Origin of the sequence: Fictibacillus sp. 18YEL24 (genome assembly GCF_015903855.1) — a bacterium.
Lineage (GTDB): Bacteria > Bacillota > Bacilli > Bacillales > Fictibacillaceae > Fictibacillus > Fictibacillus phosphorivorans_C.
The window spans coordinates 541,325-562,191 of record NZ_JACZDT010000001.1; the positions used below are offsets into that span (position 1 = coordinate 541,325).

25 protein-coding genes and 1 other annotated feature are annotated in these 20,867 nt (G+C 36.4%); of the genes, 5 read left to right on the forward strand and 20 right to left on the reverse strand.

Annotated elements, in window-relative coordinates:
• Positions 1-185 precede the first annotated feature (185 nt).
• Positions 186-383: a DUF6440 family protein gene (locus tag HU823_RS02695; RefSeq protein ID WP_137789260.1), complete on the forward strand. Its 198-nt coding sequence runs from the start codon at positions 186-188 to the stop codon at positions 381-383.
• Between the two features lie 398 nt (positions 384-781).
• Here the strand turns inward: HU823_RS02695 and HU823_RS02700 are convergent, their stop codons facing one another.
• The 4 genes from HU823_RS02700 to arr all read right to left on the reverse strand — a co-directional run bounded on the left by HU823_RS02700 (position 782) and on the right by arr (position 3,072).
• Complete coding sequence (locus HU823_RS02700; RefSeq protein ID WP_197221058.1) at positions 782-1,606, reverse strand: hypothetical protein; 825 nt, start codon at positions 1,604-1,606, stop codon at positions 782-784.
• Positions 1,607-1,772: 166 nt separating this feature from the next.
• Positions 1,773-2,228 carry a hypothetical protein gene (locus HU823_RS02705; RefSeq protein WP_144699732.1) on the reverse strand — a complete coding sequence of 152 codons (456 nt, stop codon included), beginning with the start codon at positions 2,226-2,228 and terminating at the stop codon, positions 1,773-1,775.
• Entirely contained in the window at positions 2,225-2,425 is a 201-nt protein-coding gene (locus HU823_RS02710; RefSeq protein WP_191755081.1) for a helix-turn-helix transcriptional regulator, read from the reverse strand. The genes HU823_RS02705 and HU823_RS02710 overlap by 4 nt, the downstream gene beginning before the upstream one ends.
• A 230-nt stretch (positions 2,426-2,655) precedes the next feature.
• Positions 2,656-3,072, reverse strand: coding sequence for an NAD(+)--rifampin ADP-ribosyltransferase (gene arr / locus HU823_RS02715; protein ID WP_197221059.1), 417 nt, complete (start codon positions 3,070-3,072; stop codon positions 2,656-2,658).
• Positions 3,073-3,370: 298 nt separating this feature from the next.
• Positions 3,371-3,626, forward strand: a binding site (T-box leader).
• A gap of 66 nt (positions 3,627-3,692) precedes the next feature.
• On the opposite strand from arr, the gene HU823_RS02720 reads away from it, so the two are divergent.
• The gene (locus HU823_RS02720; protein WP_197221060.1) at positions 3,693-4,958 is read left to right on the forward strand and encodes an MFS transporter; all 1,266 of its coding nucleotides are present in this window, start codon (positions 3,693-3,695) and stop codon (positions 4,956-4,958) included.
• Positions 4,959-5,023: 65 nt separating this feature from the next.
• Here the strand turns inward: HU823_RS02720 and HU823_RS02725 are convergent, their stop codons facing one another.
• The 11 genes from HU823_RS02725 to map form a co-directional block, all read right to left on the reverse strand.
• Positions 5,024-5,173: a hypothetical protein gene (locus HU823_RS02725; protein ID WP_186320498.1), complete on the reverse strand. Its 150-nt coding sequence runs from the start codon at positions 5,171-5,173 to the stop codon at positions 5,024-5,026.
• Between the two features lie 134 nt (positions 5,174-5,307).
• Positions 5,308-5,682 carry a YciI family protein gene (locus HU823_RS02730; RefSeq protein ID WP_197221061.1) on the reverse strand — a complete coding sequence of 125 codons (375 nt, stop codon included), beginning with the start codon at positions 5,680-5,682 and terminating at the stop codon, positions 5,308-5,310.
• A 194-nt stretch (positions 5,683-5,876) separates the two neighbouring features.
• Entirely contained in the window at positions 5,877-6,587 is a 711-nt protein-coding gene (locus HU823_RS02735; RefSeq protein WP_197221062.1) for an HAD family hydrolase, read from the reverse strand.
• A gap of 91 nt (positions 6,588-6,678) precedes the next feature.
• Positions 6,679-8,025, reverse strand: a complete 1,347-nt coding sequence (locus HU823_RS02740) for a S8 family serine peptidase (RefSeq protein ID WP_197221063.1) — start codon at positions 8,023-8,025, stop codon at positions 6,679-6,681.
• 289 nt (positions 8,026-8,314) lie between these two features.
• The gene (locus HU823_RS21795; protein ID WP_231607243.1) at positions 8,315-8,500 is read right to left on the reverse strand and encodes a GNAT family N-acetyltransferase; all 186 of its coding nucleotides are present in this window, start codon (positions 8,498-8,500) and stop codon (positions 8,315-8,317) included.
• Between the two features lie 754 nt (positions 8,501-9,254).
• Complete coding sequence (locus HU823_RS02750) at positions 9,255-9,542, reverse strand: hypothetical protein (protein ID WP_144699715.1); 288 nt, start codon at positions 9,540-9,542, stop codon at positions 9,255-9,257.
• Between the two features lie 244 nt (positions 9,543-9,786).
• The gene (locus HU823_RS02755) at positions 9,787-10,416 is read right to left on the reverse strand and encodes a type 1 glutamine amidotransferase family protein (protein ID WP_197221064.1); all 630 of its coding nucleotides are present in this window, start codon (positions 10,414-10,416) and stop codon (positions 9,787-9,789) included.
• A gap of 76 nt (positions 10,417-10,492) precedes the next feature.
• On the reverse strand, positions 10,493-11,455 hold the full coding sequence (locus HU823_RS02760) for a helix-turn-helix transcriptional regulator (protein WP_197221065.1): 963 nt from the start codon (positions 11,453-11,455) through the stop codon (positions 10,493-10,495).
• Positions 11,456-11,671: 216 nt separating this feature from the next.
• The gene (locus HU823_RS02765; protein WP_197221066.1) at positions 11,672-12,466 is read right to left on the reverse strand and encodes an SDR family NAD(P)-dependent oxidoreductase; all 795 of its coding nucleotides are present in this window, start codon (positions 12,464-12,466) and stop codon (positions 11,672-11,674) included.
• 41 nt (positions 12,467-12,507) lie between these two features.
• Positions 12,508-13,512, reverse strand: coding sequence for a helix-turn-helix transcriptional regulator (locus HU823_RS02770; protein ID WP_197221067.1), 1,005 nt, complete (start codon positions 13,510-13,512; stop codon positions 12,508-12,510).
• A 910-nt stretch (positions 13,513-14,422) separates the two neighbouring features.
• Positions 14,423-15,163 (reverse strand): type I methionyl aminopeptidase, encoded by a 741-nt coding sequence (map, locus tag HU823_RS02775; protein WP_197221068.1) that lies wholly within the window; start codon positions 15,161-15,163, stop codon positions 14,423-14,425.
• Between the two features lie 254 nt (positions 15,164-15,417).
• Between map and HU823_RS02780 the strand changes: the two genes are divergently transcribed.
• Positions 15,418-16,260 carry a sialate O-acetylesterase gene (locus HU823_RS02780; protein ID WP_197221069.1) on the forward strand — a complete coding sequence of 281 codons (843 nt, stop codon included), beginning with the start codon at positions 15,418-15,420 and terminating at the stop codon, positions 16,258-16,260.
• Positions 16,257-16,796, forward strand: a complete 540-nt coding sequence (locus HU823_RS02785; RefSeq protein ID WP_197221070.1) for a PadR family transcriptional regulator — start codon at positions 16,257-16,259, stop codon at positions 16,794-16,796. The genes HU823_RS02780 and HU823_RS02785 overlap by 4 nt, the downstream gene beginning before the upstream one ends.
• Before the next feature lie 61 nt (positions 16,797-16,857).
• Here HU823_RS02785 and HU823_RS02790 read toward each other — a convergent pair whose 3' ends face one another.
• From HU823_RS02790 to HU823_RS02810, 5 genes are read right to left on the reverse strand one after another with little or no spacing between them, the layout of a single operon-like run.
• Positions 16,858-17,337: an NUDIX domain-containing protein gene (locus HU823_RS02790; RefSeq protein ID WP_370630012.1), complete on the reverse strand. Its 480-nt coding sequence runs from the start codon at positions 17,335-17,337 to the stop codon at positions 16,858-16,860.
• A 2-nt stretch (positions 17,338-17,339) separates the two neighbouring features.
• The gene (locus HU823_RS02795; RefSeq protein ID WP_197221071.1) at positions 17,340-17,963 is read right to left on the reverse strand and encodes a nucleotidyltransferase domain-containing protein; all 624 of its coding nucleotides are present in this window, start codon (positions 17,961-17,963) and stop codon (positions 17,340-17,342) included.
• Between the two features lie 38 nt (positions 17,964-18,001).
• Positions 18,002-18,481 (reverse strand): HIT family protein, encoded by a 480-nt coding sequence (locus HU823_RS02800; protein ID WP_197221072.1) that lies wholly within the window; start codon positions 18,479-18,481, stop codon positions 18,002-18,004.
• A 19-nt stretch (positions 18,482-18,500) separates the two neighbouring features.
• Entirely contained in the window at positions 18,501-19,349 is an 849-nt protein-coding gene (locus HU823_RS02805; protein ID WP_197221073.1) for an alpha/beta fold hydrolase, read from the reverse strand.
• Between the two features lie 36 nt (positions 19,350-19,385).
• On the reverse strand, positions 19,386-20,039 hold the full coding sequence (locus tag HU823_RS02810) for a DUF1801 domain-containing protein (RefSeq protein WP_197221074.1): 654 nt from the start codon (positions 20,037-20,039) through the stop codon (positions 19,386-19,388).
• A 266-nt stretch (positions 20,040-20,305) separates the two neighbouring features.
• Here HU823_RS02810 and HU823_RS02815 point away from each other — a divergent pair, with 266 nt between their 5' ends.
• Positions 20,306-20,836: a GNAT family N-acetyltransferase gene (locus HU823_RS02815; RefSeq protein WP_197221075.1), complete on the forward strand. Its 531-nt coding sequence runs from the start codon at positions 20,306-20,308 to the stop codon at positions 20,834-20,836.
• Positions 20,837-20,867 lie beyond the last annotated feature (31 nt).

Here is a 20,867-nt window from a genome sequence, read left to right on the forward strand (position 1 = left end):
AAGGTTGATTCAACTCAATTTATGCAGGTGTTCTGAAAAAAGTATTTATGAACAATTAGGAGTTGTAAAAGGTAACAGCGGGTATATGAAGTATTAACGGTCTAAACGAATTTGACTGCTTTTGCTAGTTTACTGAACGCACGTGACAGGTGAGTATCGGATAATTAATTCAGGGAGTGATAATCATGTTCAAAAAAAAAAATGACAATGATAAAAGGTTTGTTGAAAAATCCGTGCAACATTATCAGTACGGAATGATCTTAGTACTCGTCGATACAGCAACAAATGTCCATTACCTGCATACCTGGTCTGCACAGGGAACTTCCCTTACACCATTATTAGACGAAAATGGTGATGTGGTTATAGAAAAGGATTCCAATTAATGTTTTCACCGTGAAATCACAGAGACCTGGGCAAAACCCGGCATAGAATGTCCCCTAACAATAAAATGTTACGCTACCTATCGCAAACACTAATAATGTAAGCTTAAACGTCTAACAAATTGTACAACAACCTGTTAGACGTTTTTGAACCAATTTATTAATAAATTGAAAGAAATAAAGAATAATTTAATGCAAAAAAAATACATTAAAAGCAAAATTTTTAGCAACCTGAGCTTCCAAAGTCTATTTATTTTAACATTTTCCACCTTTTTTCCTAGCGGATGACTTGCCTAGTAGAATTATTTGATTCAATTTATAACAAATTTGGAAACCTATCTTTTTGTTAGCCGATAATGTACAGGCATCGTTCAACTTACTGAGAACGGTATTGTAAAAAATTAAGTTTGGAACAACACCCCATTCAGCGCATCAACATACCTCTTCGCTGATCGTTGAACGGACTCTGCAGCATCTTCTTTTATCACTCGGTTAAAAGCATCATAGATACGATTAAAGTTTAGTTCTTCCATACGCCGTGCGATCCTCTCAACCGTGGCACCTGGTAAAGGAATAAAGTTAGGATAACTATACATAAAACTGACCCAATCCCGGTCCGCTACAATACGTACAATATCACCACAAAGAAGAACACCTTGTTTCTGGTTCCCATCTTTCCATTCAAGGATGGTGCCTCCCTTAAAATGACCACCGATTCTTTGAAGGACGATGCCTTCACTGAGTTCGAGCGTGTCCCCCGACCAGAACACGATTCTTTCACTCATTCTCGTTACCCACTTCTTATCATCTTCGTGAATATAAAGTGCAGCGTCAAATGTTTCAGCCCATTCCACTTGAGTGGAATAATAATGAGGATGTGATAACGCGATCGCATCAATACCACCGAGCTGCTGAATGGCTTCAATCGTATCTTCATCTATGTAACTTACACAATCCCATAACACGTTATATCCAATACCCTTTACAAGGTATGCCGTCTGGCCAATTCCAAAACTTGGACTCGTCTGAACCCGATACAGATTCTCTTCTTCAACACTAACTTCTGTTTTATAGTTGCCGCTTTCCACCATCGCTTCTAATGTTGTCCACGATTGCCCTTTTGAGCTCACATACTGTCTTTCTTCTTTACAAATGGAACATGACGTTGGTTCATGTAAAGTTGCTTCATATTGAACCCCACACGTCTTACAAATATATTTATGCACGATATTTCCCCCTTCTATCTCTCTAACTCAGATTATAATCACTGAAGGAAATAATTAGAAATTTCCTGCTTATAATTAGTAACACAACAAGAAAAAACCTTACGAAACCATGATTCCATAAGGTTTGAAAATCCGTAATCATTGCATTTGTTAGTACAAAAGAAATTTACATTAGTTCCTTATTCTTCTGATAAGATCGCTTTAATGAAATATATGTAGATAAAAACTTTACTACACTAACACTTACTAACAACCCTGATATTTCTAGCCATTTGTTCAGACTCGTAGGTACACCAATAATTATTAGATAGATTGTTAAAAAGATAATAATAAAACCAACCGTTTTCATGATTGTTGCTTTTAACTCTTTTTTATAGGCTCTCTCTGTTGAAATATCTGTGTATTCAATGCCAGATAAGATATATCTGCCTGACACATAAAAAAGGAAGATACCCATAGCTACTAGTAAGATTGTTTGTGCATCCAGATGTAAAGACTTGTTGCCAATAAGCATGACAAAAAGGGAAAGAAAAAGAAGGATTGCACCCTCAGAGAAAAAATATAACATCTTTCTTTCTTTGTATTCATCATCCGGTAGTAAAAAGGACATCCAAGATTTCATTTCGCATCGACCTCCCAAAATAATTCATCCAACGTTTTCTGCAGTTCTTTAGCTATTGCAATACACAATTGAAGACTAGGATTAAATTCGCCCTTTTCAATAAGACCGATCGTTTGTCTAGTCACACCAACTTTTCTCGCTAATTGTTCCTGAGTAATGGAGGCATTCATTCTTGTCATTTTAACGTTATTCTTCATTTCTCACCCCAGCTGGATGTTAGATATAGTTTACATATGCAATTTATATATTACATAAACCTTAAAATTATGTCAACTTTTACATTTTAAACCTTTAAAACAAACACCCTAACCTTATCGGTTAGGATGCCAGAGTGTAAGACAAACCCCATTTCAATTAGAATTGAAATGGGGTTGTCTAAGATTTTATAGGGAAATTACTGTATCTAATTAATACATTTAAACAGTGGTTAATCGTATATTACATTCTTACCTTGTTCTGTTAAAGTTTTCAAGTGTGTAAGCATTTGATTGATTTCTTGCTCTGAATGCCTTTCCCATGATTTTAATTCAGCTATGATTTTTAAAGGGGATTTGGATCTGTATGATCTTGTTGGGTTTCCGGGGAATCTTTTATCGGTCAAGTTCGGGTCGTTTTCAAATTCACCTAGAGGTTCTACGATATAGATTCTCTCTTTCGATTTAGATCGTGCCAATTCAGCACCCCATTTAGCAGCATCTAATGTAGCAGTGAAGTAGATAAAGTTAGATTTTTTGTCTTGATAATTTGATAGGTATAATGGTTCTAACAGGTCTCCAATTTTCAATTCAGCTTTTGTACCATGAAAGAAAGGACCTTTATCTAAGACTTCTTTTTTATCATTCATCCATAGACACCTCTAACTTTTTTTGATTTGTTTACAACAGTATATGAGTAAAATCCAAGAAAGAGTAGTCTATTATTTATCTAGCATTCGGAGTATAATTAAAGTAGAAAGAATGATATTGCATGTTTTAAGATGATTTGGTTACATCCAGATCATCTTTTTTATATTCCCGTATAAGTCATTATAGAAAAGTAGCAACCTGTCATTTTAAATCCACTCTATATTTAATTTCCAACAACTTAATTTAAAATGTCTTTACTTTACCAGTAAAAATTTGGTAACATTATCCACAATTAAATGAAATGCTATGAAGAGAAGAGTATAATCAGCAATTCTTCAAAGAGAGCTCCAGTTGGTGAAAAGGAGTAAGAATTAATGGTTGGAAGCAAGCCTCTGAGCAGCGCATTGGATCCTTGAAGGTGATAGTGTGACAGGAGCTCCTGTTATAGAGCTAGGGTATTTGTATGGAATTTTTAATGTACCTAAAAAGGGGAATATGGTGACATATTTCCAAACTGAGGTGGCACCACGACGCGCAATAACTCGTCCTCAAGACAAATGTCTTGGGGGTGAGTTTTTTTTATTGTCCAAGTTTAGATCATGGAGGAGTGAAAATAAAAATGCGTATAAACAAGTCTATTAGGTCGTGGAAATACCCTACCATTTTATTGTTCAGTATTGGTATTTCGAGTATTGGAGCGTGGGTGTATTTTATAGCACTCAATTTAATCGTTCTTGATAGGATGGGTGTCCTTGCTGTTTCAGGACTCTATATACTTAGAGCTCTATCGACATTATTTACTAACATTTGGTGTGGCAGCATAATTGATCGCATGAACAAAAAACATCTCATGATTGGGCTAACTCTATTCCAGGCGGTGCTTATTGCCTTATTGCCTTTACTATCCTCTCTTTGGGGAATGTATGGTATTGTCTTTTTCATCAGTGTGGCTAGTTCTATTTATGAGCCGACATCAATGTCTTACATTACGAAGCTAATTCCCGTTGATAAAAGAAAACGATTTAATTCTCTCCGTAGCTTAATTGATTCTGGAGCATTTGTTACTGGACCCGCAATTGCTGGAATAATTTTTATGATTGGCACTCCAAATTCCGCAATTTATATGAATGCCATTGCTCTCTTTTTGTCAGCAATGATTATATTGCTAATGCCCAATATCGAAAATAATGATTTTATAGAAACAGCAGAAGAAAGAATCTCCTTAAAAGTATTGAGAAAAGACTGGAGATTAGTTGTTGATTTTAGTCGTAAACATGTTTATGTTATGATTATTTATTTACTATTTAGTGCAGTAATGGTTTTGGCAACTGCTGTAGATTCATTGGAAGCAGCGTTTGCTACAGAAGTTCTGTCGTTATCCGAGGGAGATTATGGTTTACTTGTAAGTATTGCTGGTGTTGGAATCGTTGTAGGAGCCTCAATAAACTTGATAGTTGTTGAAAAAGTAGCTACCTCATGGCTAATTGGTCTTGGTTCCATATTGGTTTCCAGCGGTTATCTAATCTATGCATTTTCAAGTACTTTTTTAATGGCCGCAGTTGGTTTTTTCGTTCTATCATTTTCGATGGCTTTTATTAACACAGGCTTTTACACATTTTATCAAAATAATGTTCCTGTCGAGGTAATGGGTCGGGTTGGTAGCTTATATGGTTTCATCGAAGCGTTTTTCATTATTATTGGAACTATGATTTTTGGAATCTTAGCAGAGTTAATATCCATTCGGTTTGTGGTCATATTAGGAACTTTGTCGATGTTTGCAGTAACATTGATTTTATTTATCTTTAATACGCAGCCGACTAAAAAGAGTATTATTCTGAGAAACAACAGTTTCAAGCTTCCAGTCAAAATTAGAAAAACAGGATAGCATAGCCTGTTTAAACGAATAAAAAAACATAGGAAGCATTCGCTCTTCCTATGTTTTTATTCTTATTATTTATCTGTTTGTTTTTGCTTCTTTTTCAAAAACTCCATACGTAGTTTTTCAAGATGCTTCTTTTTATCAAATCTGGCAGGCGTCTGTTTCTCATGAAACTTTGTCACGGCTACCTGAGCTTTGTCATCTAATTGATATTTCCCCAAAATGTTCACCTACTTTTTCTTCTTCAATCATCTTATATACTATACCTTAGTTTGCTAAAAGAAACCTTATAATTATTTGTTGAGCAAATCAACTGTGTTATCGTGTCTCACTTGAATATGATATTCTACACTATTCATTTATTGTTTTTCAAGTAATGCACAGGACGAACTTCTATGCGCCAGTCAAATTCTTCCCCTCGGTTAACTTGTGTTGTTGGATGTAAAGAAGCAAGTTTGATCGCCTCATTCATGTTTTCTGCTTCAAACATAAAAATGCTCCCTATCATTTCTTTAGTTTCTGTAAACGGTCCATCTGTTACGATTACCCTTCCGTCTACACGGCGCAAACTTTTGGACTCTGTTTCGAGACCTGCATCAAGCAAAACCTCACCGCTATCATAAAATTTTTCAATGTGCGGCTGACATTCACTCATGATGGCTTCAATCTCCGCCCTTGGACGTGCATCCATTTTTTCAGGGTTGTAATAGCCCATACATAAAAATATCATGATCATCTCTCCTCGATTACTAAATTTTGTATCCACTACTATAACGATTAAGAATCTGTATAATCGACAGGATGCTAATATTTTTTTGTATAACCTTTAATCTTCAGTAGTGCTAACAAAGCACCGCGCAGAATTCTCCAAGTAATAGAAATAGCACACCTATTTGACAAGATTTTCAATTTCTAGCGCTAAACTTATTTACTTAAAAGCACATCTCGAATCTCCGCTATATCCGAAACAATCGCAAATGGCTTATGTGAAGTTGGCGGTAATACATTATTAACATTTACCCATATGGCTTCCATACCCACTTCCATCGGAGCGATTACGTCATGTGTCCATGAATCCCCAATAAATAAAGTTTCACTTGGTTTTCTATCAAAATATTCTAGAGCTTTCAAATAGATATTAGGGTTAGGTTTTCTATAACCTAATTGCTCTGCGTGAAAAACTTTATCGTCACTAAATATTTCTCCTAATCCCATATTGACCAGCTTTTGCTTTGGATCATATAGACCATTCGTGACAATACCTAGCTCAAAATTTCTACTCAAATCTATTACTAAACTCGTTATTGCATCATTAACTGTTATAAAATCCATGCTGGTTTTCAGAAAAAGATTGTCCAAACCATCTAATGATTCCATATCCATTGATAAGTTAAAATGCTTCAGTACATACTCCCATCTTGCTCTCTTAAAGGCTGATGGACTGTACTCATTAGATATCAACTTTTCTATTAAGTTTCTTGGTGGTTGTTTAAATAATTCTAAGAGCTTCGGTGCATGTAAATGATTCGTAAGTGGATGATTCCTTATGAAATGAGTGAATCCATCATCAAACCATGAAGAATTTTTTAACAAAGTGTCATCTAAATCAAGCAACAACAAACTGAATGTACTCATCTTTACCTCAACTCATAAGATTCGTTAGTATTTCCTAAACAAAAAGAAAAATGGAACTATCGGGATAGCTCCATTTTTCATAAATCAACTTTTATTTCAAAGCATTAACCGCATTAATCAAACCAAATCCTGCTTCACCATCATAACCACGTTTGAAAATATCGTCAGATGAAGATTGAATAATATGTTTGACTTGTGATGGTGAAAGGTTATCTTTACCATGCTGTGCGATAATAACTCCTGCAAGAGCAGCAGTTTTTGGAGCTGCCATTGAGGTACCCGCTTTATAACCATAGCCACCAGGAACAGTAGCTAAGCAGAGATACGTATTGTCTCGACCTGTACCAGTTGTAGGGTCATAATTAGGACCAAGATCGCCACCTGGCGCTATTACATCAATCTTCCCTACTCCATAGTTAGAGTAGAATGCCAGATTCTTCAGTTGTCCACCAGCAGAAACTCTTATCAATGATTGGCTACTAGGACTGCGGTGTGTTGCACCATTATCATCTCCTGATAATTTGCCTGGAGAGCTAATGTCTAGTGCATTGTTTCCAGCAGATCCTACTACTGTTACACCTTTTTTGATCGCATATTGAATGGCTCTGTTAAACAAACGAACATCCGCTACCGTATCTTTTGTTGCATAATCTGGATTTTGGAACCAGTCATAACCACCAAGAGACATGTTTACAACATCCACATTGTCGTCTGCTGCTGTCATTAATGCTTCTGCAATATGAGAAGTTTCCGCTCCGCCTGTAGGGCCAAATACGCGATAAGCTGCTACTTTCAAATCTGGACCTACACCCATCGTACGACCTTTAGCAGCAATCGATCCTGCAACGTGTGTACCATGAGAGTTCTGGTCCATCGCATCTGGATATCCTGGTACAAATGATTTGCCGTAAGCGTAGTTATCTTTTAGATCAGGATGCGTATAATCGATACCTGTATCAATAACTCCCACTACGATGTCATTTCCGTCGACTGACTTTCCAGTGCCTCCGGGGAGGTTCCAAGACGCTCCATTATTTGTCACTTGCTTTATGTCCCATTGTAAACTATTGTACAAATCTGCAGAAGGACCAGCATTGGTCACGAGTGCCTCAGCTTCGATTGCAGCTGTATCAGGCTGCACGATGTTTTGAATTCCTGCATCTAGTACTGTGCTCGATTTTTTTATTTGAGATAGGAAGTTTGGATTAGTAGAAACGACCTCAACCGCACCTAACTTGTCCAATTTTGCTTCGATTTGACCACCACCTTTTGAAATTTCCCTACCGAAATCTGTAGGTAACTTTGCTTGATCTTTGAAAATAACTATGTATTTCTTTTCCTTACCAACTTCCGCCTTAGCAGAGAACGGGCTACCACCTAATACGACAGATGCTCCAAGCGTTAAGGCAAGTGCACTGGCCATAATTTTACTTTTCATGAAGATCATTCCTCTCATCTATTCTATATTTGATTATAGTTACTTTAAATAGAATTACAATTCATTTTCAGAATATTTTTTATATTAAGTTAATAATAATTCTTAGTACCTGCACCGAAAGTCCTTATTTAGTAAATAAAATAAATTTTTATTTAACGTAATCAAATTTACCCATGAATGATTTTTTAGCATAATAAAAACAACCTTCTGATGCATAAAGGTTGTTTGTTAGTGAAAGTACATGAGATTATGCAAATTGCAAATTACAAAATGATGACATACTAAATATTCAAAGTAGATATGTGTAATAATCCTGCGAATGTACTACTTTAAATCCAACTGCTTTATATAATCCAAGTGCTTGGTCATTCTTAGTTTCAACCTCAAGATACACCGAATATCCAGCTGAACTTTGCTCCTTAATGACCTGACCCAGCACTTTCCTTCCAAATCCTTGACCTTGATGTTCTGGCAAGATGGAAAAGCCATAAATCCACGCTTCCCCTTCCTTTCGTGAAACACGAAATTTCCTACTGTTTTTCCGTTCACATCGATCATTAACATATCCGTTTGTCTTTCTTTATGAAACGAACGTTCCATAGACGTAGCTTCTTCTCTTGTCATTCCGAATGCTTCAATAGATATACGAATAGACATGTCTACATCATCTACTTTTGCCTGTCGGAGTGTTATACCTTCTACTGGTTCTACTAAACTTTTTTGACAAACCATTTGATGTTCTGAAAATGAATAATTAGCTCCTATCTTAAATAAGAACTCTTTTGCTGCACTTGATTCAGCTGGAGTGTTTAACAAAATTTTATTGTATTTGTATTTTTTAACTGCTTCCATTCCTTGCTGAAACAAACGGTGAAAATGCCTCTTACGTCGTTTGCTCGGATTCACCATCCCACAAACTTCTACTGTAGAACCAAAAGGATACAAGCCTAGAAACGCCACTAGTTTATCATTTTCATAGTAAAAAAAGTCGAGTTGATCAGAGTCACGATTCTCCAGCATACTCCAGTTCAGTTTCAGCTGAATATCATCATGAACCTCACACTCTTTTTGTAATTTTTTTATGTCTTGAAGTTGTTGTTTTGTTAACATATTGTGTTCTCCTTAATGAGTTAAGATGAAGCCTTTATATATTTCAATAAAAAAGAGCGCATTCCTTTAGTTAAAGAAATGCACTTGATTGCAGAGATTTTTTTGATGGAGGGTTTTTTTTATTTTGGAGCCAATATAATTCTTTCATCTTTCTGTTCAATAATGATCTGAAAGGTATTACAGATCAACTTCTGCCTTAACACGTAAGGAATGGTAAGATATCCTTTATTGGAAATTATCTGTTTATATTCTCTTTTTAAAGACTTATCAATGACAATGATAGAATCATGATAACAGTCGATTCCTATCTCTAAACCATTATGAATGTTAAACTCTTCTCTCCAGATAACTGGTATGTACAGGTATCCTTTCTTATTTTCATAGACTTTATTTGTGTATATAACCAAGATGACACCCCCGTGATTCCTGAAAACCATCATACTTGATTTCACTACAGCAGTGAATGGGTCATGAGAATTAAAAAGTCACAGGAAAGAAAAAGTAGAGAATCAATCACCTATACACATGGATTTATTTAGAACGACACTCCTAAATAAGACGTATCTCTAGGTCTTACCGTATTCCTTTATAAAAGTTATGCACTTTTACGTTTTCAAGCAGTCCTATCCTACAGTAATCTCTCAAACTTATCTATTCCATAGAGTTCATTAACTGAAAAAAGTATTCGGGCTTTTGAGTCTTATTGAGCTTATACCATGAATGTAAAGTATCCGGTGCAAAAACATCTAATCTTTTCAACACTTCCATCGCAAATTCGAGAGGAGCTACCCCAGATGCCGTAACCAAATTCTCATCAGCAACTGCTGGTCCCTCCTCATATAACTTTTCTCCTTTATAATTCGGACAGACCATTTTCAAGTAATCTAAGTTATTACTCGTATGCATTCTCTTATCTAGGTATCCCCTATTCGCAAGTGCTATTGTTGCACCACAAATTGCCGCAACAATCGTACCCTGCTGTAAAGCGTCGCCTGTTTTTTCCATAATGGGTTGATGAATATCTTCTCTCCATGTATTTCCCCCAGGTAAAATTAAAAGATCTTTACTCTTCAGGCTGCACTCCTCTATTGATATATCTGGTTGTATACTTAATCCACCCATCGTAGTGACCATTTCTTTATCAGCCCCTACAGTTACTACTTTTAAAGGTGCTGTATCTTTTTTAAAGTACCTCCCTGTATGTAGCTCAGCAATCAAATAACCATACTCCCAGTCTGACATTGTATTAAATACATATAGATACACTCTTCTTGTTTCCATCCAATAACACTCCTCATCACATGTAATATAGACAATTATAAAATAACTTCCCTGACAGCTAACGTCAGGGAAGTTATCATACTTGATGAAAGTTTATTAGATCTGACAGGACCTCAATAATCCTTTTCTTAAGACTTATGGGCTCAATCACTTCAATAGATGTACCGTATGGTAAAAGCATGTGAGGAACATATGTATGTAATATATCTTTTTCCAGAAGAAATGTTGCTTGATGGGATGACTGACTCTGTAAATAATGTCCTAAAAACCAATGTTGGCAAATATCTCCCAAGGCAGGTGTACTCCCATTAATAACTAAAGTTGTGCTCTTATCTTTATCTTCTAGAGTCGGCAGTAGATTCTTCAAAAAAAAGTCGGAGGCTGAAAAATCTTCTGGCCTAATAAACTTGTCTTCGGTTTGTATTAGCCTTTCGATGCGATCTATTCTAAAACTCCGAACTTCCTTCCTAAGATGACAAAAGCCGATTACATACCATTTCCTATTCCAATAGATGATTCTGTACGGATCTATCAATCTATCACTTGATTGATTCTCTTTACTATTTTGGTAGGTAATCTTTACGGAATACTCATCAGCTACTGAAGTCTCCAGCGCTTTTAATGTAGATTCTACAGAGGATGAATGTAATCGACTGATTACTTCAAGACTTGATAAATGTTGGTTTCTCTGTGTTTCCTGCTCTGGATTTGAGTATCTACCTAGTTTGGATACCGCTCTATTGAGTGCTTCCCCTCCATAATAGCCCGCTTCACTTGCAAAAACAGCTGCGTGAAACAGTGACGTTTGCTCTTCAATATCAAAGAAAAGAGGAGCCTCTATAAAATGGTTCAATAGAGAGTATCCACCATTATGTCCAGAATCTGAAATGATAGGTACACCACTTGTTGAAAGGGTATCGATATACCGATACACCGTCCTAATATTGAGCTCTAACTTCTCTGAGATCTGTTTGGCAGTGACTTTTTCACTTGACCGAAGCATCCATAAAACGGCTAGCATATTGTCAATTTTAGGCATAAGAAAACTCCACTTCTATTTAAATCATATTCTATATATCCAATCTCTAGTATAGCTCATAACAAAAGGATATTTTCTGTATTTAGTGTTCTTTTTAAATGTGATTTTTACATTATTAAGATTACCAATATACCTTTAACAGAGCTTAATAATAAAGAAGAGTTTGCAGACATATAGGTGTCTGCAAACTCACAGAATTACTTTTAGTTATAGAAATTAAAAAATAGTCGGTACCATTCCCCCATCCATACGTATGGGAGCTCCTTTAAACGCGGATGCATAGGGACTGCAAACAAATGTAGTTAATCTACCTATTTCAGAAGGTCTGATAAATCGCTGAATTTCAGATTGAGGTAGGTTTGTAGTCATAAATTCTTTCTCTTTCTCTGAAAAATTCATGTCTTCATTTGGGTAGATTCCCTCAATGATTTGATATACATTTTCAGAGAGCGTTGGTCCTGGCATGATTGTATTAACTGTTACTTCTGTTCCTTTTGTTAATTTAGATAAGCTTTTTGATAATGATAATAGCATTGATTTTGTTGTACAATACTGAGGCATTTGTCCTGAAGGCATCATTGCTTCTTCACTCGCAATGAAGATAATGCGGCCATAATCATTGTTCAGCATTTTAGGTAAATAAAATTTAGATAATCCATTTGCCGCAAGAAAATTAGTACGGAAATATTTTTCCCATACTTCATCGTCTACGTCCTCATATTGCATGATTTCATAAATCCCCATATTGTTAATTAAAATATCAATATTGGGGTATTTCCTAAATAAAGCTTCTCTTTGTTGAATATCCACAATATCGGCAGTGGCATTTTGAGGAGAGGTAGCTGGAAAATCTAATTTAATTTCATTTACAACTCGTTCTGCCTCTTCATAAGTTCGTCCATTAATTAGAACATTAACACCTTCTTTAGCAAGTTCAATGGCAATTGCTTTACCTATACCCTTCGTTGACCCAGTAACTAATGCTGTTTTATTGTTTAATTCCATATCCATGATATATTTCTCCTCTTATTCACTTTGTGCTAATAATAGAATTAATTTATCGCCAAATGTTCATTACGCCAATTTGAAGGAGTATCACCTTCCCAAAGGCGAAAGGCACGGTAGAACGAGTTCTGGTCTTCATAGCCAATCAGGAATGCCACTTCTTTAATATCGAGCGAGGGGTCTGCCAAGTACTCTCGTGCCTGCTCATGTCGCACTTGTGTTAAAAGATGCTTGAACTTCGTCCCTTCGTCAGTAAGCCTGCGCTGCAAGGTACGATCGCTCATCCCCAACTCGCTAGCGACAGCCTGAATATCGGGACGCCCTCCTGTTAAGTTCCGTTTCGTAATCCACTTAACCATATCGGTGGTTGAGTGACTGCGTTTCTGCTCATTCAACGATTGGTCTAGTACGGGAGTCAGAATCTCCAGTAACTCCGCGTTGTACGAAACAAAGGGGCGATCCAGATCTCCTCTATGTAAGGTCAACCTGTTACAATTTGCACCTAACCGGATACGACAGCCAAAGTAAGCTTCAAGTAACTGTACATCGCCTATAACGTGTGAAAATTCGACGGACCTCGCCGTCAAAGGTTGACCTGTGCCCCTGCGGCCAAGTTCCAGAAGAAATGCTAGCGTAATACCAACCAGCAGAGGCGGAACGGGTTGATCAAGATCCAACCAATCCAGTTCGATTGTACAGTGCTCACCTTCCTCGATGATACGTAAACTTTCAGGTGGGCAAAGTTGTTTGTACCTGGCCATTCGCTTTAGAGCATCACGGTAGTCACGAGCGTGGTAAGTAGCTAAAATGCTAGGAGGGTAATGCGCTGTTTCAAAACCAGTCGTAAGCTTGATAATTCCTTTTGCATTATCATCAATGAGATCGGAATAAGCTTGCCAGATCGCCAAATATTGAGCGGAGGTGACATCAGGTTCAGTAATAATGGTGAGCGGAAGTCGTGCTTTTCTAACCACATCCTGGGCGGCAATCCCCAGTTGTTTTAATCCTATCCAAAATCCTGCCGGTATTTTTATTCGAGAATGAGACTTCATACATATAGGTCCTTCCTATTGCTTTCTACACTATTTTTCGCTTTGACTAAGGTACAGTTATAACATTACCTATCCAATGTCGCTCTGTAACTAGCAAAGGACGACATTTTACTTGCCGATTACGTCGAATAAGTGGCGTTAGTATTATGTACGATAACTTCCGTTGTATAGGCTCCATAAAAACAACAATTAATATAAAAAGCTCCCTATAATATAGTAAACATAAGTTAAATAACTAATTATAGTTAAGCTAATGGAACAGCTATTTATTAAACTTGAATACCCCACTTTTTTAAAAAGGCGATAGAGTATATAGAAAAGACATAGGATAAGTAATTGTAAAAACAACGTTATATAAATATAAGTATGTAAAGACTCTCCTATCCCAATGAAAATCCCTGTACCCACTAAAAAAATGCCTGATAATCCAATTATCGCAACCATGTTATTTAAACCAATTCTTTTAAATTCTACTATTTGAGCTGGAACCAATGTTATCCCTAACACCATGAAACTTATCAAAATATGAAGTGAAAATACTAACACGAAAATATCCCCTGTCTTTCTTCCAAACATCATTTTACGTACTAATTGTTCCTATAACAATAATATATTTTTTTGTTTGCTATCTGTTTTTCAAAGTCTAATTTTTTGTATCGTTCTTTGATTCTGTACTGTCGATATCTATTTTCTCATACGATTGCTGAATAACTTAATAAGTTCTAGATGCACAAATTCAAATCCTTTCTTATTCCATAATCTCTCTAAAGTATGAAAAAGTTTTACCTTTCCCATAAGAAAACACACTGATTACTTAAAAATAACAGTGTGTTGATGGTGGATTTTTAATTAATTTAACTAACATGTTTCCTGCACACGAAAGTTTTAAATTTAAAACTTCATGGCTGAATTAAAGTGTGATAATGATCGGGCCTTCTTTAGTAAGGATAATTGTATGTTCTACTTGTGCCACATAGCTTTTTTCGGTAGCATAAGTCCAACCGTCTTCTTTTTGGAAAACTTCTTCTTCCAAGGTTGATATAAATGGTTCGAATGCGATAACCATTCCATCTTTTAATAATTCATGATCCCATGGATCGTTATAGTTTAAAATATGGTCTGGTTCTTCATGTATTCTACGTCCCACACCATGTCCTGTAAGGTTTTTGATAACCGTGAATCCATGCTGTTTCGCTGTTTCATATACTGCTTTTCCGATTCTGCTTTTTTTGGAACCCGGTTTAGCTTTCTTAAGACCTGCTTCAAATGCCTTTTTCGCAACATCGCATAATCTAGTTAATACTTCATCGCCTTGTCCTACAACAAATGAGATTCCAGTATCAGCGAAATAACCGTTCTTTGAAGCAGATACATCTATGTTTACAAGATCCCCTTCTTGAATAACCCTTTGACCTGGAATACCATGAGCCACTTCATCATTGATACTGATACACGTAAACCCAGGAAAGTCATATTCACCTTTAGGAGCTGAAACTGCACCTGCTTTTTCTAAAAGTTCTCCGGCTATTTCATCAAGTTCTTTCGTCGTTATTCCAGGAATTGTTCTTTGTACTAATTCGTCTCTAATTGAGGCAATAATTCTGCCAATTTCCTTCAAACCATTAAAATCTTCTTCTGTTTTTGCAATCATATTTTTATCCTACCTCATTATTTTTATAATCATCTACATAGTAACTCTACTTTCTCAAAAAATTATACTCATGTAAATTAATTGCTACTAGCTTATACGGTAATAACAAAAGTATTGACTGGTAGAGATTGATATACTCGCTGAAATTCTATATTAACAAATGACAAGCAATAGCAAGTTGACGATAGTCTAATTAGACTTTATTATAATAAACAAGTCTAATTAGACTATTTAGGTAAAGGAATGAAGCTGAAATGATTAAATCATTTTTAATGTTAGGACAATCGAATATGGCAGGTCGAGGCTTCTTGCATGAGGTAGAACCGATCTATAATGAAAAAATAAAAATGCTGCGCAACGGACAGTGGCAAATGATGACAGAACCCATTAATTATGACCGTCCTGTTGCTGGTGTAAGTCTAGCAGCATCCTTTGCAGAGGCATTTGCAAAAGCCAACCAGGATGAACAAATTGGTTTGATACCATGTGCGGAAGGTGGCAGTTCCTTGGACGATTGGCATCCACAAGGTACTCTTTTTCAACATGCCTTGTCTGAAGCTCGATTTGCTCTGGAAAGTAGTCAAATTTGTGGCATTCTTTGGCATCAAGGGGAAAGTGATAGCCAAAATTCTCTACATGAAACGTACTACGAAAAGCTATCTCTGATCATTGAAACTTTACGTAAAGAGTTAAACCTTCAACAAGTTCCATTAATGATTGGTGAGCTAGGGGATTTCTTAGGAAAAACAGGCTTCGGAAAGTACTCATCAGAGTTTCAGGAGATCAACAAACAATTACGGCGATTCGCTCATGAGCAGCAGAATTGTTATTTTGTATCGGCAAAAGGTTTAACTTCCAATCCGGATGGTATTCATTTGAACGCTGTTTCACAACGAAAATTTGGCTTTCGTTATTACTCCGCATTTTCGAAAAAGTGTCATATCTTAGAGCCCCTAAAGGATGAGGATCAATCCCTAAAAATAAACAATAACTATTCGAAAACGGAACAAATTTATATTCACAGTATGGATTTAGCTCTAGGTAAAATCACATACGCTGAATTTGAAGCAAATATGGCGGTGGTGATGCAATCTTGATTCCCTTACTAATCCTTGGATTACTTATACAAAACCCTGGCGCTCATGGATATGAACTCTTAAGTTTAATGGAAAAACGACATTATCAATATATCGTTAACTTTACGAGAGGATCCTTTTATTACAATTTGCAACAACTTGAAGAAAAAGGTTGGATTGAACAAACACAACACATACGTCCGAACAACGGTCGTGACATTCATACCTTTAAAATCACGTCTTTGGGCTTAGAAGAATTTAATAAGTTAATGACCAAATATGGAACGAAAACCGAATATGTAAAATTACCAATCTATGGGACGTTATTATTTGCAGATGTATTCGATAAAAATAAATTATTGCAATGTATCCAATCTCAGATTGAACAAACTGAAGCCAGAATTGCCCTTCTTGATGAATACTTAGCGAACCATAAGGAATCACCTGGCAAGATTGATTATTTTCGACGTATGAACGAAAATTCTCGTTCTCACCATTTAGTAAACTTAAAATGGTTTCAAGAAATAAAGTCAGACATAGAGCAAGCTACTGTCTAAAGTAAAACGAAAATCACCTATCCATTCTTCTTATCAAAGATAGATAGGTGTTTTTAGTAGTCTAGCTATTAGCTGAAGTTCCATTCATACACGCTATTATTTTCAGGTCTAGTGCATCCACTTTACCAATCTGTTGTACCATATCCCAAAGTATGATCTTTGTGGTTTCATCATTCTCTACAAACGGCTGCAATTGTGCGACCTCAGAAAAATATACGGGATTTCGTTTAAGAGATCCATTTCCAATATGTTTTGAAACGACTAAACCTACTAAACTCAGTTCTGTAACCCTTTGTCCTGTTTCCTCCAATAACTCTCTAGCTGCACATTCTTTTGGTGTTTCACCCGATTCTCTCTTTCCTGCCGGCAACTCCCACTGTCGTCGTAAAGAGTTAAAGCCCATCAGAAATTTACCCTCGCATTTAATTACAGCAAAGGAGCCAGAAAGTGGACCGAAATCCTCAAGCTTTTCTTCGGTCACGTAAATAAAATCAACAAAATTATACCCATTAAGATTTATAAACTCGTAATTTACTCTCACTTTTACAACTCACAAAGGTAATCAATTAATTCTTTAGAACTTTTATCCTTTGCATTCGTTGATAGTGCACGGTTAAAAAGATCAAAAGCTTTAGGGTCGTTCTCTTTCAACCATAGAAAAGATACTTTAGGACCTAAAAACCATTCACCTCTTAATTCAAAATAGATTTCTAAACTGTCTTTTAGCATCCAATGAAATCGATAGTTTCCTTCTAAGTCGTTCTTAGCCGATCTCACCTGCATCTTTTTCAACCAACTTTTCAAGAAGTCTTTTTCATCATCAGTCAATTGTTTCGGACCTTGCTCAAAAGTGTTATGTATTCTAGCTAAGAACTCTTCCGCTAACCCTTTTTTGTTAATCCGAATTTCTCCCTTATTTACACGCAGAAACGGTTCAGACTGCTTCATCTTGTCTGTCGGATAGATCCACGCATCTAGCTGCTTTCCATCTATAAATTCAACCTCATTCGTATCCTCGGTAACGGAATCTGAAAAGCATATTAGATCAACATCGCTTTCTTCTGTATAATCTCCACGACTGTAAGATCCGTACAAGATGATGGTGTGGCAATCATATTTCTTCAGTAAATAAGCTTCAATCTCTTTTAACTCGGTAAGTGTATTCATGAATGACATCCTCTTTTTTTTATGTAATGACTAGCGTTTTAAGTATGTATGTGCCTGAACCATTCTCTAAGGTTTGCTGCATAAATGGCACGGGCAGCTGGATCGCTAAGACTGCCATGGGTGAGATATAGATTGTCGTTAAAATAACGTGGGTACACATGCAGGTGATAATGCCATACATCCTGACTTCCACCTGGTTCGTTGTGCTGCCTTGTAGAGATTCCGTCACACTTGTAGCAATCCTTTAGTGCATAAGATACTTGCTGAGCAATCTTATGGATGTGAGCAGCAATATCGAGTGGCAGATCAAAAATATTCTCATAGTGACCATTCGGGATGATGATCACATGACCTTTGTTGTTCGGCCACCATAACGTTGCGACGAGTGCGGTCACATGCTCATCCTGATAAACAATATCTTGTTGCTTGCTTTGAACCAATTTGTTGTTGGGGTCCTCGAATCCTTGTACTACTAAACAAAAAGGACACGTATAATTCGGTGGCATATGTGAATACATAACTCTCTCCAAACAATTCTTACAAAATCTTATTCATAAACTGCTGAATTTCCATTTTAAACAACTGTGCTTCCTCAAGAAATGGATAGTGATTACTTTCATTGAAACGAACGAAGGTGGAATGCGGAATTCCTTCTTTTATTTCCTCCGAAAACGAGATTGGACACTGTACATCATGCTCTCCACCCATTATTAATGTAGGTGTCATTATGTTACGTAGTTGCCTTGTAACATCGAAAATCATTTCTTCTCTAATAAAGAAATTCATACGAGATGCAGACATTTTTTTCGAAATAGGTAAAGAAAAATACTCGTCATACTTCTCTGGCTTATGTAGTGAAAGCTTTGTTCTTTCTTTTGAAATCCTAGCCCTTTCGACTGGAGACAAATGGGGATCCTTAAGCGCTTCAATAAGCTCCTGCATGAGATTAAACTTCGGATGTTCCCCATGATAGATACACGCAGGAGAAGAATTCGCATATTTTCTCGCTGCTGATCCGACGATAATGAGAGAGGACAGGCTTGCAGAAAAGTGGATACCATACAACAATCCGATCATACCTCCTGTTGAGTGTCCACCATACGTCCAAGTTGATATACCTAATGCTTCTCTAATCGCTTCTAGATCATATACCGCATCAAACATGCTCAACTCATGAGGATAAGTTATTTTAGTAGAGTTTCCCGATTCTTTCAGGTTAACAAGATACACCTTATAACGATCGGTAAAAGAGTCCGCAAAGTAATCACCAGAATCATTAAACTCCGAATAGTGATGAGTTACACAGAACGGCCGCCCCTTACCTTTAATAAATACTTCAAATGTTCCTCTTGATGTAAATACTAATCTCGTCTTCCACCTAGACATATCGTTTGCTCCTTTTACTTCACAAACCATATCTTTTTATTGAATAGTTTTATGTGAGCCATCGCAATTTGGCATACGTTTGGATAAACCGCATGTACAATCATTCAACCCTTTTCCATCAAGGATCTGGTCCATATATTTTTCAATACGAGCCTCGCGAGTTTTAGACTGTTTGGCTTCAGCAAAATATCGGATATACGCTTTTTGTCTTCCAGGTGTTAAAGCTTCAAAAGATTCTTTCAAATCAGAGATCTCGTCCATTTTATCCTGAAATTCAACGGGTATTGAGTAATCGGCTGTTTTCTTCAATTGCACTGTTAATCCTAATTTTTCTACTTCAATCGCTTCATGAATGTAAGCCTTAAGCGTGCTTTCCATATCTAATATGTCTTGAACATTCGTAAATCGAATTTGACGCGCTGATTGAACATTCTCTGTTTGTTGAATCAAGATCTTCTTTTCGTCTTTCAACAGAACACCCTTATGAAACAGTAAAGCACAATATTCTTTGAATCCATGTATTAAAACGATATTCTTTCCGTTTAACGTGTAGCACGGGTGCATCCACTTAAAGTCTTCGGAGAGGCCACAGTCTAACACGATTCTTCTCAACTGCTCAAACTCTTCCCTCCACGATTTTGCATCTTTCAAAAATTCTTCTACTTTCGGATTTAACATATCTTTTGACATCGTTTAACCCCCACAACGTTCTACAATTCATCAACATCTATCATTTCTATGTAAACACAATTTTTCCTTTTGTAAAAGCTAACTTCATGAACCATTTTCTCATGTTGACGGGAGATCAGAAACTTAATACGATAGAACATATTTCATATGGAGGTTTTTGTTTGAACCACTTATGTTTAGAGCTGAGTAAGTAAACCTTCTTGCCTATGAAGAAGGTGCCATTTATAGAAAATAAGAGTTTATTAGAAAAGATGAGGAGACTATAAATGGATATAAAAATTCGCCTCGAACGCACGGAAAATTATAAAAAGACGGAAGAAGTCGTTAGAAGTGCATTTGAATCAGAGGAATTTAGTGATAAGAAAGAACATGTACTAGTGAACCGTATAAGGAAGACAGAAGCATTTGTACCTGAACTTTCTTTAGTTGCTGAAAACAGCAGACAAGAGATCATTGGGCATATTCTGCTTTCAAAAGTGAAAATTGTTAACGAGAAAAAAGAGGTTGAATCACTGGCACTTGCACCTGTATCAGTTATTCCAGAATATCAATATAAAGGGATTGGGAGTCTACTCATAAAAGCTGCGATAACCTTTGCCAAGGAGTTGGGCTATCAATCCGTCATCGTGTTAGGACATCAAGATTATTATCCGAAGTTTGGATTCAAGAGAGCTAGCACATGGAAAATTCAAGCTCCTTTTGATGTTCCTGATGAAGTCTTTATGGCTCTTGAGTTAACGGAGAATTCTTTAGCTGATGTTACTGGTGTTGTTCAATATTCGGAAGCATTTTCGTGATGTTTTTTTAAAACATAAAAGAAAAGGCCTT